Raw genomic sequence first — 16,497 nt, forward strand, 5'->3', positions numbered from 1 at the left:
ACGGTTACGATCCGGCCGGCCGGGCCTCTCCCGGTCCATGGTGGTGGACGTGGACGTCACCGTGCTGGGCCCCGTACGCGTGTCCGCCGTGCGTGGCCACCACGTTCTGCACCCACTGCCGCCGCGCCTCCGACATCTTCTTGTCTACCGCGGCGATCAATGCGGCCACCTCGACGGCGACTTCGGGGCGCTCTGTGAGCAATTCCTCGAACCGGATCTGCCATGCCCCGACGAGAGCCTGCCGGGTGCGATCCGCATCGGCCGACCCGCTGACCGAGGCGTTGTCGATCCGCAGAAGAGTCTCGACCGCGCCACCGGCATCCGCGCCTTCCTCACCGCGTCTCCATAATCGTGCCACCCGGTCACGCGTGTCATCCCACAGATCCGTCGCCATCGCGGCCACCACCGTTGTCGCACCCGTCATCGCGAGCGTAAGCACTTCCTCCAGCATCGCACCCTCCCTTCTCCCTATCGATAAAAGGGTTCAGAACGCTACCGGGGATCCCGGTAGTGATGAAGAAGTTTCCAACGAAGTAGCCGCTGAACTGCGCTGATCTCAGGTCCGATGACCAAATTCTCGATTCGCTTGGAACTGCTGACTCAATGAGTTGAGGCACATTCCGTCAGCGGCCCGCGTGCCGCCTCAGATGAGTTCCAGGCCGCCGTCGACGGTGAGGATCTGGCCGGTGATCCAGGCGGCCTCGGGGTCGGCCAGGTGCACGATCCAGGCGGCCACCTCCTCGGGGCTCCCGCGGCGGCCGAGCGGGATGCTCGCGGCCTCGTTCTGCTTGATCTGCTCGACCGCCGCCTCGGACAGTCCGGCGGCGGCCAGGGCCTCGCTCTCCGTGGGACCGGGGGCCAGCGCGTTGACCCGGATGCCGTCGGCGGCCAACTCCAGCGCCCAGCTGCGGGTCAGCTGCTCCAGGGCGGCCTTGGACGCGGCGTAGTGGGCCGCACCGGGCAGTGGCCGATGCCCGTAGGTGGAGGAGACGTTGACGATCGTGCCGCGACCGGCGCGAAGGTGCGGCAGCGCGGCGTGGGCGAGCATGCTGGGCGCGGTGACGTTGAGGGCGAACAGGTCGCCGATGCGCTGGGCGTCGGTGTCGGCCAGCGACATCATCGCGGTGGCTCCGGCGTTGTTCACCAGGACGTCCAGGCGTCCCCACCGGTCGATCGCCGCGTCGACGATCGTCCGAGCGGCCTGGTCGGCGCGGATGTCGGCGGCCAGGACGGCGATACCGGGATGCCGGGCGGCCGTGTCCCGCAGGGTTTCCGCGCGGCGTCCCACCCCGAGGACCCGCGCTCCGGCGTGGGCGAAGGCGAGCGCGGTGGCGCGGCCGATCCCGGACCCGGCTCCGGTCACGATCACGACATGGTCCCGCAGGCGGCCGTTGGGCTGGTCGTTCATGGAATTCCCCATCGTTCGATGTTTATGAAACATCGAACAACGTATAACATCGCAGGATGAGGCAGGCACACCACCCCGAGCTTGGCGAAATCGCACTGACCAAGGTGATGGCCGCTCTCAGCGACCCGATCCGGGTCGGGCTGGTGCGCGTGCTGGCCGACGGGCGCGAGCGCGGCTGGGGAGAGCTACGGGCACCGGTGGCCAAGTCGACACTCAGCCACCACCTGCGAGTCCTGCGCGACGCCGGGCTGACCCGCACCCGGCAGAAGGGGACCCGCTGCTACGTGGTCCTGCGCCGGGAGGATCTGCAGGCGCGCTTTCCCGGGCTGATGCGGACGGTGCTGGCCGCGGCCGAGACCGACGACGTCGGCAGCCACGTCAGCGTGCAGGAAGACCCCGACGCCACCTGAAGCGAATCGCCGTACCGCGGCATCTCGGGCTCACCCGCATCGGCGAGGTCCGGCCGGGAGTCCGGCGAGGAGGCCGGTCATCGAAGATGCCCACCGCTTGACAGCGATGGGCATCCGCCCGCCCCGGGATCGAGGCGAGATTTTCAGCGACCTTCTTCTAGGGGATGGGGACGAAGGACTTGAACCGCCCGGCGGAGTAGCTGCGAAGGGTGTCCAGGACCGTGAAGCCCCCGGTGCAGTCCGCCGTGCCGAAGAACTGGAACCTCGAGAATCCGGCTTCCCAGGCGGCGTGGAGGGTCGCGGTCGAGGGCACCGGGGTGCACCCTGCGGGCGGGGTCGGGTAGTGGGCGACCACGTTCCGTGCCGCGTCGAAGAAGTAGAGGCCCGAGGGGTCGGAAACATTCGCCGAGGTGGCGGAAGCCGCCGACGCGGCGGCACCACCCCCGAGCACGAGAGCTGTGGCGGTGAGCAGGGCAGAGCCGATCGCCGTTGTTTTGCGCACTGAACATCTCCATCGTGTGGATCAGTTGACGTGAAGATCCTCTCCCGATTTAGTTGATTATTCAAGCGTTATCTGACGTATAGAGTAAGGAAACGGTCGATCGAGACCGTCCGGCCGGCTGCAAACGCCGGCGAGAGCGCTCGCGCCGAAAGACATGCTCAGGTGGTCGGCGGAATCGCATGGTCATCTCCCGGCCTCACAGGTCGGCGCTGCGGAGAATCGTGTTCGGCACCGACACTCCGCGAGCCCTGCCACGACCTCCACAGCGCCTCGTACACCCACCCGCCACGACCAGCTCGTGAAGGCCTCGGCACAGGGGGGCCGAAACAGGCGGGAAAAGGCTGACGCACTTCTCCGTCCGGCGATCACCCGCAGCACTTCGGCAGGGAGATGGCCCTGGCCTACCGGAAGGCCCTCGGCTGCCGGACCGGCTCCATCACGTGGACGGCTTCCGTTCCCGCCGCGTCCGCCTCCGGCCGCTCACGTCAGCACCGCGGCGGCGACCGTGTCGATGTACCAGCGCTCGAACCGTTCGGCCGGCCAGCCGCGCCGGCGTACGAGCCAGTCGTAGTTGCGAAAGTCCATGGCCAGCCACAGGACGTCGGCGACGCTGTCGACGTCGTGGTCGGGACGCGCGCGTCCGGTGGCGACGATCTCAGCGGCGAACATGGTCATGCCGCGCCTGCGGTCTTCGACGTTCTTGTGCCAGATGCGCGCGGCGTCGGCGTCCGCGGTGGCCGCGCCGGCCAGCGCGAGCATCACATCGGCCTGGCGGGCGTGGGTGACGGCGAGGTGCCGGGCGTAGCGGGCGAGCTTGGCGCGAGGATCGGACAGGGCCCGGATCTCGGCCGCGAACGGCCGGTCGGGCAGCGCGACCGGCTCGTCGTCGCCGGCGACGGTGACGTCGACGAGCTCGGACAGCAACTGCTGTTTGCTGCCGAAGGTCGCGTAGATCGTCTGGACCGCCACACCGGCCTCGGTGGCGACGGCGGTCAGCGGAGTGGCTGCGTAGCCGGGGTCGACGAACAGCCTGCCGGCCGCCTCCAGGATCGCCCGCCGGGTCTGGCGGGCCCGCTCCCGGCGTTGCGCCGACTGGTAGCTCCGCTTGCCCTCCACCCGCGTTAGTATAAGGTTCCATTGGATAGAGTTTCGCTCTATTCAATTGAGAGGTGGTCGCGATGCCGTTCGGAGTGCTGCAGGAGATGCCCGGCGTGACCGAGGAGGAATACCTCGCGGTGGAGCGCAACCTGGGCCCGGACCGGCCGCCGGGCCTGCTCGCCCACGTCGCGGGGCCGGTCGAGGGCGGCTGGCGCATCATCAACGTCTGGCAGGACGCGGAGGCGTTCCGGCGCTTCCAGTCCGAGCGGCTCATGCGCGCCGCCGGTCTGGCCGCCCAGACGGACGGGTTCGACGCGGGCAAGGCCGCGAACTTCCGGTCCGTGACGGTCGACGGCGCCGAGATGCCCTTCCCGTGACCGACATCGCCGGCATGCGGGCCCGCAACGTCACGTTCTGGGCGCAGGCCGCGCCGGGATGGATCCACCACGCCGACCGTCAGGACGAGTACGGCCGGCCGCTGGGTGCCGCGGCGCTCGACCGGCTGCGCGCCAGGCCCGGAGAGCGGATCCTCGACGTCGGCTGCGGGTGCGGCGGCACCACCGCGGAACTCGCGGCGGCGGTCGCCCCGACCGGCGCGGCGGTCGGCCTGGACCTCGACGAGTCCATGATGGCCGCCGCGGCCGCGCGGTTCCCGAGCGACCGCCATCCCGGCCTGAGTTTCACCGCCGCCGACATCGAGACCGCCGGCACCGTCGCGGGGGCACCCTTCGACGCGGTCTTCTCCCGGACGGCCCTCATGCTGCTGGCCGACCCCGTCGCCGGCTGCTCCACGATCCGGCGGGCGCTGCGCCCGGGCGGGCGCATGGCCGCCACCGTCTTCCGTGACGGCGCGACCAGCCCTTGGATGCACGCGGTGCTGCTCGGCGCCGCGCCGCACCTCGGGCCGCTCGCGCCGATGCCCGCCGGCGACGAGCCGGGCCCGTTCGCGTTCGCCGACTCCGAACGGGTGACGCGCATCCTGATCGAGGCCGGTTTCGAGGCCGTCGCCGTCCAGCCGCACGACATCGCCCTGCACGCCCCCGACGACCCCGGCACCGTGGCCGAATGGCTGATCGAGATCGGCCCGGCCGGAGCCGCGTACCGCGACGCCGCGCCACCGCGGCGGGCGGCCGCACGCGCCGGGGCGGCCCGGCTGCTGGCCCGCTTCCGCGAGCCGGCGTCCGGCTACCGGTTGACGACCGGGATCTGGCTCATCACCGCGACGGCCGCCCCGTGAGGCGGGCGCCGTCATGACGTTCGCGGCATCGCCCTGCACCACGTCGTCGACGGCCGCCTGTCGCAGCGGGAGCTCGCGACGCTGTGCCGGGTGACCGACCAGACGATGAGCCGGACGATCGAGGGGCTGCACCGGGCCGGGTACGTGGAGCGCGGGACCGACGAGCGCGACCGGCGGCGCACCCTCGTCGAGATCACTCCCGCGGGGCGGGAGGTGCCGGAGACGGCCCGCCGCTAGGAGCGCGACTCCGACGTCCTGCTGGGCGCGGTCGACGAGTACGACCACTTCCGCGAGCAACCGATCAGGTTGATCACGATCGTGTGAGGCACTCGCCGACCGCCGGGCACTACCTGGTGATGGTGAAGGTGTCCACGTCGAACAGCGAACCGGAGCCGCCGCTGAAGGTCAGGAAGATCGGCCCCGAGCCCGTCGCGGTGAGGGTGGTGGAGACGGTCCTGAAGGTGTCCCAGCTGCCGGTGTTGGGCACGGCCACCGAGCCGAGCACCGTCCCGGTCTGCGAACCGGCGCGGACCCGGATGGTGCCGCCGGCACCCGCCGAGGAGACGCGGGCGCTGAAGGTCTTCGCCCCGGAGGCGTTCACCGACGCGTACCCCGCCCAGTCGCCGTTGTCGATGTAGCCCACCGTCCTGCCGCCGCTGGCCGGGCCGTGGTTCGCCACCTGCACGCCGAAGTTGGAGGTGTAGGCCTCCCCCTCGACCGTGGTGCTGGTGCCGCCGGTCCTCGGGCTGCAGTCGGCCGCGGCCTGTCCCGCGGCGTACTTGATGCCGCCGAGAAGCAGGCTGCGGAAGGCCGATTCCGCGTAGGACTGGATGGTGTGGCCCAGCCCCGTGTAGAACGAGCGGCCCGACCCCTGCGGGTGGCACCAGGTGATGGGGTGGTCACCGTTCATGGTGCCGCCGCTGTAGCTGCTCTCGTCGAGAGACTGCAGGACGCGCGCGGTGGAGCGGGGGTTGGTGCCGTAGTTGTACCACTCGTCGCTGCGGCTCCAGGTGGCGCCGAGGTGGGAGGTGGCCGGGTGGGTGTTGTCCTCGGTCCTGACGGTGGCCTGCTGGATCGCGGGGTGGCCGCTGAACCAGGCGCCGACGAGCTGGCCGTAGTAGGCCCAGCCGTACTCGGTGTCGGCCGCCGCGTGGACGCCGAGGTAGCCGCCGCCGCCGTTGACGTAGTTCTGGAACGCGGTCTGCTGGGTGTCGTTGAGCACGTCACCGGTGGTGCTGAGGAAGATCACGGCCTCGTACGTGGCCAGGTTGGACGCGTTGAAGGCGTTCGCGTCCTCGGTCGCGGTGACGCTGAAGCCGTTCGCGGCGCCCAGGTCCCTGATGGTCTGGATGCCGGTCGGGATGGAGTCGTGGCGGAACCCGGCCGTCTTGGAGAAGACCAGCACCTCGTACGGGGCGGCGGCCTGGGCCGCGGCCGGGACGAGCACGGTCGCGGCCGCCATGGTGGCCGCCGCGACTGTCGCCAGCCCGCGTGCGATGAGACTGCGCATCGCTGTCCTTTCGTGTGCGGAAAGATCCCCGGTGCGGCGGGAGACCGCCGCACCGGAGATCCGTCACTACTTGGTGATGGTGAGGGTGTCGACGTCCAACAGCGCGCCGGAGCCGCCGGTGAAGGTCAGGAAGATCGCCCCTGAACCCGTCCCGGTGAGGGTGGTGGTGACGTTCTGGAAGGTGTCCCAGCTACCGGTGTTGGGCACGGCCACCGAGCCGAGCACCGTCCCGGTCTGCGAGCCCGCGCGGATCTGGATGGTGCCGCCGGGACCGCCCGAGGAGACGCGCGCGCTGAAGGTCTTCGCCCCAGAAGCGGTCAGCGTGGTGTACCCGGCCCAGTCGCCGTTGTCGATGTAGCCCATGGTGGTGCCGCCGCTGGCCGCGGCGTGGGCGGCCGGCTGCACGCCGGAGTTGGAGGTGTAGGCCTCCCCCTCGACCGTGGTGCTGGTCCCGCTGCCACCGGTGTTCAGGGTGAAGGCGTCGAGGTCGAAGAGGTTGCCCTGACCCGTGACCCCCTTGAAGACCAGGAACAGCGTGGTGGTGCCCGAGGGCGCGTTGCCGAGGTTGGCCGAGACGTTCTGGAAGTTCTCCCAGCCGCCGGTGACCGGCACGGTGGCCGTGCCGAGGAGCGTGCCGGTGGCCGACCCCGCCCTCACCTCGAGCGTTCCGCCGACCCCGCCGGAGGAGACGCGGGCGGTGATGGAGGTCGCGTTGCCGAGCGCGTACGGCGTGAAGGAGATCCAGTCGCCGTTGTCGATGAACCCGGCGGTCTTGGCGCCCTCGGCGGGGCCGTGCTCGGCGATCTGGATGCCGGACTGGGCGCCGAAGTGCTCGGCCTGGCGGTGGCGAGGCTGCAGGGTGCGGGTGTTCTCGCTGGTCAGACCGCCCTTGTCGGTGTAGCTGGCGACGAAGACCCCGTAGATGTTCGCGGCGCTGTCGTGCTCACCGTCGGTCGGGACCGCGATGCTTCCCGAGCAGCCGTTCCTGCTGGTGATCTCGTGCGCGTGGCTGTCGTGGCCCAGGAGGTAGGTGACCTTGACCTTGGTGCAGTCGATGGTCCCGTCCTCGGGGTCGCTGACGTTGACCTGGAAGGGCACCGTGTCGCCGAAGGAGAACAGCTGCCCGTTGACGGGCTGGGCGAGGTTCACCGTGGGCGCGGTGTTGCCGACCGTGATGGTGACGTTGGCGGTGCCGGTCAGCCCGCCGGAGTCCCTGACGGTCAGCGTGGCGGTGTAGGTGCCGTTCGTCGTGTAGGTGTAGGTGGGGTTGGCCGCGGTGGAGGTGGCGCCGTTGCCGAAGTTCCACGAGTAGGTCAGCGCGCCGCCCTCGGGGTCGGAGCTGCCGGCCGAGGAGAAGGTGACGGCCAGCGGGGCGGGCCCGGAGGTCTTGTTGGCGGCGGCCTTCGCGATCGGGTTGCGGTTGCTGCCCCCGATGTACTCGACGCGGTAGAGGGCCTGGTTGCCGGAGCCGGTGCCGTAGTCGAGCACGTACAGCGCGCCGTCGGGGCCGAAGGTCAGGTCCATGACCTGGGTTCCGGTCCACGGGAAGGCGTCGATCGTGCCGGGCGCGCCGGAGGAGGTGACCTCGATGGCCTTGATCCAGCGGCGGCCGTACTCGGCGGCGAAGTAGCGGCCGTTGAGCGAGGCGGGGAACTTGACGGCCGAGTTCAGGGCCGCGTCGTAGCGGTAGACCGGGCCGCCCATCGGCGACTCGGAGCCGCTGCCGAACTCCGGCGGCGATCCGGCGTCACCGCCGTAGCGGATCCAGCTGGGCTTGGCCGCGGGCAGGGTGGTCAGGCCGGTGTTGCGGAACGAGTTGTTCGTCGGGCCTCCGGCGCAGTTGTACTTGGCCTGGGACGGTCCGGACGGGAAGGTGTACTCGTTGTAGGTCTCGGCGGTGGTGTTGGTGCCGGTGCAGTACGGCCAGCCGTAGTTGCCCGGGGCCGTGATGCGGTTGAACTCCACCTGGCCGGAGGGGCCGCGGCTGGAGTTGCTGCTGCCGGCGTCCGGCCCGTAGTCGCCCAGGTAGACGATGCCGGTGGCCTTGTCGACCGACATCCGGAACGGGTTGCGGAAGCCCATCGCGTAGATCTCGGGACGGGTCTTGGCCGTGCCCGGGGCGAACATGTTGCCGCTGGGGATGGTGTAGGTGCCGTCGGCCTGCGGCTTGATGCGGAGCACCTTGCCGCGCAGGTCGTTGGTGTTGCCCGAGGAGCGCTGGGCGTCGAACTGCGGGTTGCGGTCGGTGCGCTCGTCGATGGGGGTGTAGGAGTTCGACTCGAACGGGTTGGTGTCGTCGCCCGTGGTCAGGTACAGGTTCCCGGCCGCGTCGAAGTCGATGTCACCGCCCACGTGGCAGCACTGGCCACGGTCGTTGGGCACCTCCAGCACGACCTTCTCGCTGGCCAGGTCCAGGGTGTTGTCGGCCTTGAGGGTGAACCGGGACAGGTTCAGGTGTCCCTTCCACGCCTCGAAGGTTGCCGCGCTGCCGCTGGTGGGCGCGTCACCGCCCGGGGTGTTCAGCTTCGGCGAGTAGTACACGTACACGTAGCGGTTGGTGGCGAAGGCGGGGTCGGCGGCGATGCCCTGCAGCCCCTCCTCGTCGTGGGTGTAGACGTCGAGCTTGCCGGCGGTCGTGGTGTCGCCGGCGGCGGTCGTACGGCGGATAGTGCCGTCGCGCGCCGTGTGCAGGATCGACCTGTCGGGCAGCACCGTCAGCGACATGGCCTCGCCGAGCTCGCTCGAGCCGGTGGCCAGGGGGACCTGCTGGTAGTCGGAGGCCGGGATGTCGACCATCGCGCGGGCCGCCGCGCCGGTGGCCGATCCGGTGGCCGCCGAGGCCGTCGATCCGGTGGCCGCGTGGGCCGCCGGGCCGGTGGCCACGGCGCCGGTGGTGATGAGCAGGGCCGCGGTCAGCAGCCTGGCCCACGGCCGAGGGCGTGGGGACATGAAGGGTCCTTTCCTGACTTGGGGGGATCAGTCAGGCAAGGCGCGCGCCGCCGCGCTTATGCCGTCCGGCAGCGCTGTCACACGCGACCGGATGATGCCGGGTCTGGTGGTGCGGTGGTGCGGTTGTTGCGCGCGGTCCCGGAGGGTGCCGTCTCCGGGACAGACCGATGGAGGCCAGCAGTCTGTTTTTTTCGCGACTCGATGTGCGAGTTACAGATTTTTAACACGCAGGCAACTTCGTGTAAACCCCCTGTCAAGGCTTCCCAGGTCAGTCCCCTGATGCGGGAGCGCCGGAAGTTACGCGCCTGCGCCCCGCAACCTCAGGGGCGTCGAGCCGAACCGGTGATCGTCCAGTCCCGACGGGTGGAAGCATGCAAAAATTGGGTAGATCGGGCATGGTGACCGAAGACAACTGGTTTCTCGACCGCGAGGAGCGCGGCAACCCGGCGTCCCGGATCGACACCCGGCACGACGACGGGACCGCCTGGTCGCACGGCAACACCGTGCGCCCCATCCCGCACGGCGCGCCCTACTTCACCGAGCTGCTCTCCCGCGTCCGCGAGCTGCGCTCGGGGGACCTGCTGATGTTCACCGACTGGCGCGGCGACCCCGGGGAAAGGCTGGACGGCCCCGGCACGGAGGTCGCCGGCGTGTTCGCCGAGGCCGCCCGGCGCGGCGTCGTGGTCAAGGGCCTCCTGTGGCGCTCGCACTGGGACAGACTCTTCTTCAGCGCGGAGGAGAACCGCCACCTCGGCGACGCCATCGAGGAGGCGGGCGGGGAGTGCCTGCGCGACATGCGCGTCCCCATGGGGGGCTCGCACCACCAGAAGCTGGTGGTACTGCGCCACCGCGACGACCCCCGGCGCGACATCGCGTTCGTCGGCGGCATCGACCTGTGCTGGAGCCGCCGTGACGACTCCTCCCACGAGGGCGACGCGCAGGCCGCGCCCATGGCCAAGGTGTACGGCAGCCGCCCGCCCTGGCACGACGTGCAGGCCGCGATCCAGGGGCCGGCCGTCGGCGACGTCGAGACCGTCTTCAGGGAGCGCTGGGAGGACCCCCAGCCGCTGACCCGCAACCCCGTGCACCGCGTCGCCGACCTGGTCCGGCGCGAGGACACCCGGCCGGACCCGCTGCCCCCGCAGCCGCCCGACCCGCCCGCCTGCGGCCCGCACGCCGTGCAGCTCCTGCGCACCTACGCCCACCGCAGGACCCGCTACTCCTTCGCGCCGCGCGGGGAGCGCAGCGTCGCCCGCGGCTACCTCAAGGCCCTGCGCCGCGCCCGCAGCCTGATCTACATCGAGGACCAGTACCTGTGGTCGCCCCAGGTCGCCGAGTCCTTCGCCGAGGCGCTGAAGGCCAACCCGGAACTGAGGATGATCAGCGTCCTGCCGCTCCACCCCGACCAGGACGGCCTGATCAGCGGTGTCCCGCAGATCCTGGGCCGCAACCAGGCGCTGGACGTCCTGAAGCGCGCGGGCGGTGACCGGGTCGCGGTCTACGGGGTCGAGAACCGGGAGGGCACCCCGGTGTACGTCCACGCCAAGGTCTGCGTCATCGACGACGTGTGGTCGACCATCGGCTCCGACAACTTCAACCGGCGCTCCTGGACCTACGACTCCGAGCTGACCTGCGCGGTGCTCGACGAGACCCCCGACGGCCGCGAACCGCTCGACCCCGGAGGGCTCGGCGACGGCGCCCGCCGCCTGCCCAGGGACCTGCGCCTCACCCTCGCCCGCGAGCACCTCGACCGGCACGAGGGCTCCGACGCGGACCTGCTCGACCCCGCCTCCTTCTTCGACGCCTTCGCCTCCTCCGCGGCCAAACTCGAACACTGGTACGCCGGGGGCCGCCGCGGCCCCCGGCCCCCCGGACGGCTCCGCGCCTACAATGTGCCGCGGATGTCCCCGTGGACCACCGCCTGGGCCACCCCGTTCTACCGCTTCCTCTGCGACCCGGACGGCCGCCCCCGTGCCATGCGCCGCGCCGGGAGGTACTGATCCCGTACGCCCGGGTCATGACCGGTCACGGCCGGGGTCCCCCGCCGGAGCCGTCCCCGCAGGGTCCGCGACGACGTTCCGGCCGGTTTCGCTCAGCCCCTGAGCGGACGCAAGGCGGAGCCCCAGGCGAGGACCTGGTCGAGGACGAGGTTCAGCCGGTCCTCGTGGACGGCGGCGGGCTTGAAGCCGTCCGCGAAGTCGGTGTGGATCGACAACCCGACCTGGTTCGACACGGTGGCCACGCTGAGCAGGCCCAGGACGTGCCGCAGGTGCGAGATCGCCCGGGGCGCGCCGTCCACGCCGTAACCGACGAAACCGGCCGCCTTGTTGTTCCATTCCGCGTACAGGAAGTCGAGGGCGTTCTTGAGCGCGCCGGGGTATGAGTTGTTGTACTCGGGAGTCACGATCACGAACGCGTCCAGGGGCGAGATCCTGGCCGACCAGCGCTTGGTGTGTTCGTGCCGGTAGTTGCCCGTGGCGGGATGCTCGGGCTCGTCCAGGTTGCCCAGGTCGTAGTCCTTCAGATCGACGAGCTCGTACTCGGCGTCGCCTCGCTTGACCGCCAGATCGCGGACCCAGTGCGCCACCACCTCGCCGTTGCGGCCAGGACGGGTGCTGCCCAGGATGATGCCTACCTTCAGCATGTCGACGCTCCCTCGATTGGTTACGTGAACCAACAGTAGGGAGATCTGATGAGATACTGAATGCGCTCCTGTCCAATATTTATACGCCAGCGTCTCAGGCTATAGACTCGACGCATGGATATGCTGAGCGACGTGGTGTCCTTCATGCGATGTGGGCGCCCCTCCTCCGCCCGCGTCTCCTGGCAGGCTCCCTGGGGTGTGTCGTTTCGCGCGGCGCCCGGTTCCGCGGGTTTCCAGGTGGTATTGCGCGGGTCCTGCTGGCTCATTCCCCCCGATGGCGAGCCCGTTCCGCTGAGCGTGGGCGACGTGGTGTTCCTGCCGCACAGCGACTCGTTCGGGCTGGCCGACGATCCCGCGAGGCCGCTCGTCGAGTCGGACTGCGCCTCGCACTCGGAGCTGTTCGCCTCGGCCGATTTCGGTGGCGCCGGGCCCGAGACGGTGATCCTGTCCTGCGGCTACCAGCTCGACCTCGACAGGACTCACCCGATCCTGGCCTCGCTGCCCGGCGTGATCCACCTGCCCGCGACGCTCGGCAGCCATCCGGAGCTGCGGGCCGCCGTCGAGCTGCTGGCCGCTGAGATCGACACCCCGCGCCCCGGCACGGACACCGTCGTGTCGTCCCTGCTGGACATGTTGCAGCTGTACGTCCTGCGGGCCTACTTCGAAACCCAGGACGAGCCCTGCACGCTGTCCGGCTGGGCCGCCGCGCTGGCCGACCCCGCCATCGGCCGCGCGCTCGACGCCATCCACCGCGACCCGGCCCACCGCTGGACGGTCGAGTCGCTCGGCGCCCACGCGGGCATGTCGCGCGCCGGCTTCGCCCGCCGCTTCACGGGGCTGGCCGGGCAGCCGCCGCTGGCGTACCTGACCTGGTGGCGTCTGGTGAGCGGGGCGCGCATGCTGCGCGAGTCCGACGCGTCGGTGGCGGAGGTGGCCGAGCGGGTGGGGTACGGGTCGGAGTTCGCCTTCGGTAACGCCTTCAAGCGGGAGTTCGGTGTGGCGCCCGGCCGGTACCGCCGCCGAGTCGCGGTGGCTTGAGCCCGGTTGGTCAAGCGGCGTGGCACGCGCCCGGGGGGCGGGTGGCGAGCCGTCGCCACCCGCTCCGGCAAGCTCGCCGGCCGCCGGCTCGCAGGTGTCACCCTGGCATCCGTCATGCTCCGGCTCCGCCACCTCGAAGTGTCGGACGGGCCTCAGGGCAGGCCGTTCCTGGTCTTGTAGTCGTTCCATACCCGCACGCAGTAGGCGTGGCGCCAGTCCCCGGAAGGCAGGTGGCGGCAGGCGTAGGCGGCGCTGATGCCTGCGGCGCCCCCGGTGGCCGGCGGCCTGTTCCTGGAGGCCGAGGGTGACGGCGACCTGGTGGCCGGCGTGCCCGTCCTGCCCGCCCGGGGCTGTGACCTGCCCTCCTGCCCCGTGGAACCCTGCGTCCCCGAGCCCTGTTTCCCCGGGCGCGGCCGCCCCGCCGTCCCGGCACTCCCGGCGTCCCCGCCGGTGCTCGCGGTGCGCCGCCCGGCGCCTTCGCCTCCCCGGCCTCCGCTCTCGCGCTCGGCGCCTCCGTTCGCCCGCCGGGCACCGGCCCCCGGCGCGGCGGTTCCCGCCCCGCCCGCCCCTCCCCGCCCGGCGCCGGCCCGCGCGGAGCCCTCGCCCTCGCGGTGCCGCCCGGCCCTCTTGGCCGGCTTCTTGACGGTCTGGGCACGCTCCACCCGCTCGACCCACTCGTCCCGGATGTTTCCGGCGTCGGAAAGGGCCCGTTCCGCCGGGAGCACTCGCTCCGGATCACGCCCCGGAACCTTCTTCCCGCCGCCGCCGGCCCCCGCCGCGCCCGGCCCCTTCTCGCCCCCGAGGACCTTCCGCTTCCCCGCCGGCGCCTTCGCGTCCGTCTCGGCCACCACCGGGGCCCGCGAGGGGGTGATCACCATGTCGCGCCCGGCGAGAAGGCGTTCCCCGGGAGACGCGGGCGACGTGCCGGCGATGGGCATCCCGCCCCACGGGGACCAGCCGGACGACCAGACGCCGACCCCCGCTGCGGCGAGGAATCCGGCGATCAGCGCGGGTCTCAGAAGCTGGTCGCGCGAGAGGCGGGCCCAGGGCCGCCGCCACGGGCTGGGGGGCGGGGGCATGGAGAACGGCCTGCTGTCGAGGTATGTCCAGGAGCGGCGGACCATCGGACGGGTGGCAGCGTCGTCCGCGTCGTCCGCGTCGTCCGCGTTGCCTGTTTCCTCGTCCTTCCGGTGCCGCGCCGGCCCACGTGGCACCGACGCCCCCTCCCCCTCGCACTCCCCCTCGCGCCGGCCGGGATCCGAGGGGAGCGCCGGTTCCGCGGGCGTCCGGGACTCCGGAAACCTCCCGGGTCGCGGAGGCTCGGCGGGCTCCGGAAACCTCCCGGGTCGCGGAGGCTCGGCGGGCTCCGGAGATCGTCCGGGTCGCGGAGGCTCCGAGGGCGCCGGAACGCGCCCGGCGCGCGAAGGTTCCGGAGGTTCCGGAAGGCGTACGGATCGCGGCGGCCCGGCCAGCTCCGGAGGCCCCGCGGAGCCGGGGAATCCGGCGGGGTGCGGAGGTTCGGCGGGACGTGGGAGCGGCGGGTCGGCGTACGGCATGCGCCCTCGCGGTCTCGCCTTGATGCCGTGGCCGTGAGTGCGATCGTGCTCACCGTGCATCTCGCCTCCCGTGTCGCGTCTGGCCACCCCACCCTGGCAAAATCACCCACTGTATGCGGCCCATGACAGTACGGTCTTACCGATCTGTTATCAGCAGCAGGCCGCAAAGATAAATAAATACGGTGAAAAACCGGCCTGACCGGTAGGAGGGGGCGCCACGTACGGACCGGGATCTTCAGGACTCGCGGGGCGGCGGGGAGAACGGCTCCCGGCGAGGGCGGCGCAACGCTTCATCGACTCCCGCCCGCACAGGGGGGCCGCTTTCCCGACGTCGTCGATCCGGGAGTTGTTCGCTGCCGACCACCGGTATCCGGGATGGGCCGAAGCGCCGCACCCTGCTCCGCGGCTGCGTCCGAAGGGCCACCGCGACCGGCGGCGGCGACGCCGTCCCCCTCATGACCGCTACGAACACCCCTGGCGACCGGCTCCGGCCCGACCACCACGGGCACAGCCCGAACATCCCCGGCGCGGCGGGCGTGAGGGCCGGGCTGGGCGCGTTGATGTGCGAGGGTGAGCACGAGTGAACGGACTCTGTCACTGATCTTGCGACGTGGGACATCGGTACCCGTGTCACGGCCTGATGGATCGGTGTGATCACGCGGCTCCGGTTGAGCGGCCGCCAGGCGCCGGCACGTGGCCCGACGGTCAGCGTCCGTACGCCTCCAGCAGCCGCAGCCACACCTCGGTGACCGTGGGGAACGCCGGAACCGCGTGCCACAGCCGGTCCAGCGGGACCTCGCCGACGACCGCGATCGTCGCGGCGTGCAGTAGTTCCGCGACGTCCGGGCCGACGAGCGTGAAACCGACGATCACTTTCCGGTCCTCGTCGACGACCATGCGGGCGTGCCCCCGGTAGCCGTCGGCGTGCAGGGCGGATCCGGCGACGGCGCCCAGGTCGTGGTCGACGACGCGGATGCGCACGCCGGCGGCCTCGGCCGCGGCCGCGGTCAGCCCCACCGACGCGATCTCCGGTTCGGTGAAGACCACCTGGGGCACCGCGCGCTGGTCGGCCGTGGCCACGTGTCGGCCCCAGCGGCCGTCCTCGACCGCTTCACCCCTCGCCCGCGCCACGATGACGTCACCGACCGCGCGGGCCTGGTATTTGCCCTGGTGGGTCAGCAGCACCCGCCGGTTGACGTCGCCGGCGGCGTACAGCCACCCGTCACCGACCGGCGCCCCGTCCTCCCCGACCACGCGCAGCGTGTCGTCCACCGTGAGCCAGGCGCCCGGCGTCAGGCCGACGGCGCCGAGGCCGATGTCCTGGGTGTTCGGTGTCCGGCCGATCGCCACCAGAACCTCGTCGGCCTCGACCTGCTCGCCGCCGGTCATCGTGATGCGCACCGTTCCGGCCTCGTCGCGGTGCACCGACGCGGCCTCCGCGCCGAGGCGTACCGACACACCGGCCTCCCGCAACGACTCGGTGACCCGCTCACCGGCGAACGGCTCGGCCAGCGGCAGCACACCGTCACGAGCCAGCATCGTCACCGAGGACCCCAGGGCGGCGAAGGCGGTCGCCATCTCCGACGCCACCACGCCACCACCGATGACCGCGAACCGGCCGGGGACCGCGCTCGCGGCGGCCGCCTCCCGGCTGGTCCACGGCGCGGCCTCGCGCAAACCGGGAACGTCCGGCAGCAGCGCGCCGCTTCCGGTCGCGATGACCACCGCATGCCGGGCCGTCAACGTGACCGGGACTCCGTCGTCGCCGGTCACCTCGACCACGTTCGCGGCCACGATCCGGCCCTGACCACGGTGCAGAGCGATCCCGGCCGACTCGAGCCAACCGACCTGACCGTCGTCCTTCCAGTGCGAGGCGAAGGAATCCCGACGGCCCAGCACCGCGGCCACGTCGAGACCACCGGTCACCGCCTCGCGCGCTCCCGGCAGCTGACGCGCGGCCCGCAACGCCGCCGCGCTGCGCAGCAATGCCTTGGTCGGCATGCAGGCCCAGTAGGAGCATTCCCCGCCGACGAGCTCGCGCTCGACGACGGCGGCGCTCAGCCCGCCCTGCACCACCCGGTCGGCGACGTTCTCCCCGACCGGGCCGGCCCCGAGGACGACGACGTCGTAGGTGTTGCCGTCCAT

Annotated in this window: 16 protein-coding genes; 7 read left to right on the forward strand and 9 right to left on the reverse strand. The window is 71.5% G+C overall.

The window, feature by feature from the left end; translation table 11 throughout:
- Positions 1–4 precede the first annotated feature (4 nt).
- Positions 5–451, reverse strand: a complete 447-nt coding sequence (locus ACTOQ3_RS13070) for a hypothetical protein (RefSeq protein ID WP_440083652.1) — start codon at positions 449–451, stop codon at positions 5–7.
- A gap of 192 nt (positions 452–643) precedes the next feature.
- Positions 644–1,420: an SDR family NAD(P)-dependent oxidoreductase gene (locus tag ACTOQ3_RS13075; protein WP_440083653.1), complete on the reverse strand. Its 777-nt coding sequence runs from the start codon at positions 1,418–1,420 to the stop codon at positions 644–646.
- A 44-nt stretch (positions 1,421–1,464) separates the two neighbouring features.
- Between ACTOQ3_RS13075 and ACTOQ3_RS13080 the strand changes: the two genes are divergently transcribed.
- On the forward strand, positions 1,465–1,818 hold the full coding sequence (locus ACTOQ3_RS13080; RefSeq protein WP_440083654.1) for an ArsR/SmtB family transcription factor: 354 nt from the start codon (positions 1,465–1,467) through the stop codon (positions 1,816–1,818).
- A gap of 157 nt (positions 1,819–1,975) precedes the next feature.
- Here the strand turns inward: ACTOQ3_RS13080 and ACTOQ3_RS13085 are convergent, their stop codons facing one another.
- Both ACTOQ3_RS13085 and ACTOQ3_RS13090 read right to left on the reverse strand, forming a co-directional pair.
- On the reverse strand, positions 1,976–2,320 hold the full coding sequence (locus tag ACTOQ3_RS13085) for a hypothetical protein (RefSeq protein WP_440083655.1): 345 nt from the start codon (positions 2,318–2,320) through the stop codon (positions 1,976–1,978).
- Positions 2,321–2,800: 480 nt separating this feature from the next.
- Positions 2,801–3,436, reverse strand: coding sequence for a TetR/AcrR family transcriptional regulator (locus ACTOQ3_RS13090; RefSeq protein ID WP_440083656.1), 636 nt, complete (start codon positions 3,434–3,436; stop codon positions 2,801–2,803).
- Positions 3,437–3,498: 62 nt separating this feature from the next.
- Between ACTOQ3_RS13090 and ACTOQ3_RS13095 the strand changes: the two genes are divergently transcribed.
- The 3 genes from ACTOQ3_RS13095 to ACTOQ3_RS13105 are packed head-to-tail and all read left to right on the forward strand — an operon-like array spanning position 3,499 to position 4,892.
- Positions 3,499–3,795 (forward strand): hypothetical protein, encoded by a 297-nt coding sequence (locus tag ACTOQ3_RS13095; RefSeq protein ID WP_362694134.1) that lies wholly within the window; start codon positions 3,499–3,501, stop codon positions 3,793–3,795.
- A complete protein-coding gene (locus ACTOQ3_RS13100; protein WP_440083657.1) occupies positions 3,792–4,655 on the forward strand; it encodes a class I SAM-dependent methyltransferase in 864 nt (287 codons plus the stop codon). Before ACTOQ3_RS13095 ends, ACTOQ3_RS13100 begins: the two co-directional genes overlap by 4 nt.
- A 33-nt stretch (positions 4,656–4,688) precedes the next feature.
- Positions 4,689–4,892: a MarR family winged helix-turn-helix transcriptional regulator gene (locus ACTOQ3_RS13105; protein ID WP_440083732.1), complete on the forward strand. Its 204-nt coding sequence runs from the start codon at positions 4,689–4,691 to the stop codon at positions 4,890–4,892.
- A 109-nt stretch (positions 4,893–5,001) separates the two neighbouring features.
- Here the strand turns inward: ACTOQ3_RS13105 and ACTOQ3_RS13110 are convergent, their stop codons facing one another.
- Together ACTOQ3_RS13110 and ACTOQ3_RS13115 are read right to left on the reverse strand one after the other, a co-directional pair.
- A complete protein-coding gene (locus ACTOQ3_RS13110; protein WP_440083658.1) occupies positions 5,002–6,165 on the reverse strand; it encodes a ThuA domain-containing protein in 1,164 nt (387 codons plus the stop codon).
- Between the two features lie 66 nt (positions 6,166–6,231).
- Positions 6,232–9,114: a carbohydrate-binding protein gene (locus ACTOQ3_RS13115; protein WP_440083659.1), complete on the reverse strand. Its 2,883-nt coding sequence runs from the start codon at positions 9,112–9,114 to the stop codon at positions 6,232–6,234.
- A gap of 395 nt (positions 9,115–9,509) precedes the next feature.
- Between ACTOQ3_RS13115 and ACTOQ3_RS13120 the strand changes: the two genes are divergently transcribed.
- Positions 9,510–11,114: a phospholipase D family protein gene (locus ACTOQ3_RS13120; protein WP_440083660.1), complete on the forward strand. Its 1,605-nt coding sequence runs from the start codon at positions 9,510–9,512 to the stop codon at positions 11,112–11,114.
- A 92-nt stretch (positions 11,115–11,206) separates the two neighbouring features.
- Here ACTOQ3_RS13120 and ACTOQ3_RS13125 read toward each other — a convergent pair whose 3' ends face one another.
- A complete protein-coding gene (locus tag ACTOQ3_RS13125; RefSeq protein WP_440083661.1) occupies positions 11,207–11,758 on the reverse strand; it encodes an NADPH-dependent FMN reductase in 552 nt (183 codons plus the stop codon).
- Between the two features lie 114 nt (positions 11,759–11,872).
- On the opposite strand from ACTOQ3_RS13125, the gene ACTOQ3_RS13130 reads away from it, so the two are divergent.
- Positions 11,873–12,796 (forward strand): AraC family transcriptional regulator, encoded by a 924-nt coding sequence (locus ACTOQ3_RS13130; RefSeq protein WP_440083662.1) that lies wholly within the window; start codon positions 11,873–11,875, stop codon positions 12,794–12,796.
- A gap of 152 nt (positions 12,797–12,948) precedes the next feature.
- On the opposite strand, the gene ACTOQ3_RS13135 is transcribed toward ACTOQ3_RS13130, so the two are convergent.
- On the reverse strand, positions 12,949–14,010 hold the full coding sequence (locus tag ACTOQ3_RS13135) for a hypothetical protein (RefSeq protein WP_440083663.1): 1,062 nt from the start codon (positions 14,008–14,010) through the stop codon (positions 12,949–12,951).
- A gap of 797 nt (positions 14,011–14,807) precedes the next feature.
- Here ACTOQ3_RS13135 and ACTOQ3_RS13140 point away from each other — a divergent pair.
- Positions 14,808–14,936: a hypothetical protein gene (locus ACTOQ3_RS13140; RefSeq protein WP_440083664.1), complete on the forward strand. Its 129-nt coding sequence runs from the start codon at positions 14,808–14,810 to the stop codon at positions 14,934–14,936.
- A gap of 121 nt (positions 14,937–15,057) precedes the next feature.
- Here the strand turns inward: ACTOQ3_RS13140 and ACTOQ3_RS13145 are convergent, their stop codons facing one another.
- Positions 15,058–16,497 (reverse strand): dihydrolipoyl dehydrogenase family protein, encoded by a 1,440-nt coding sequence (locus ACTOQ3_RS13145; protein ID WP_440083665.1) that lies wholly within the window; start codon positions 16,495–16,497, stop codon positions 15,058–15,060.

It is taken from the genome of Streptosporangium sp. LJ11, assembly GCF_051918945.1.
In the GTDB taxonomy this organism is placed as follows: Bacteria; Actinomycetota; Actinomycetes; order Streptosporangiales; family Streptosporangiaceae; genus Streptosporangium.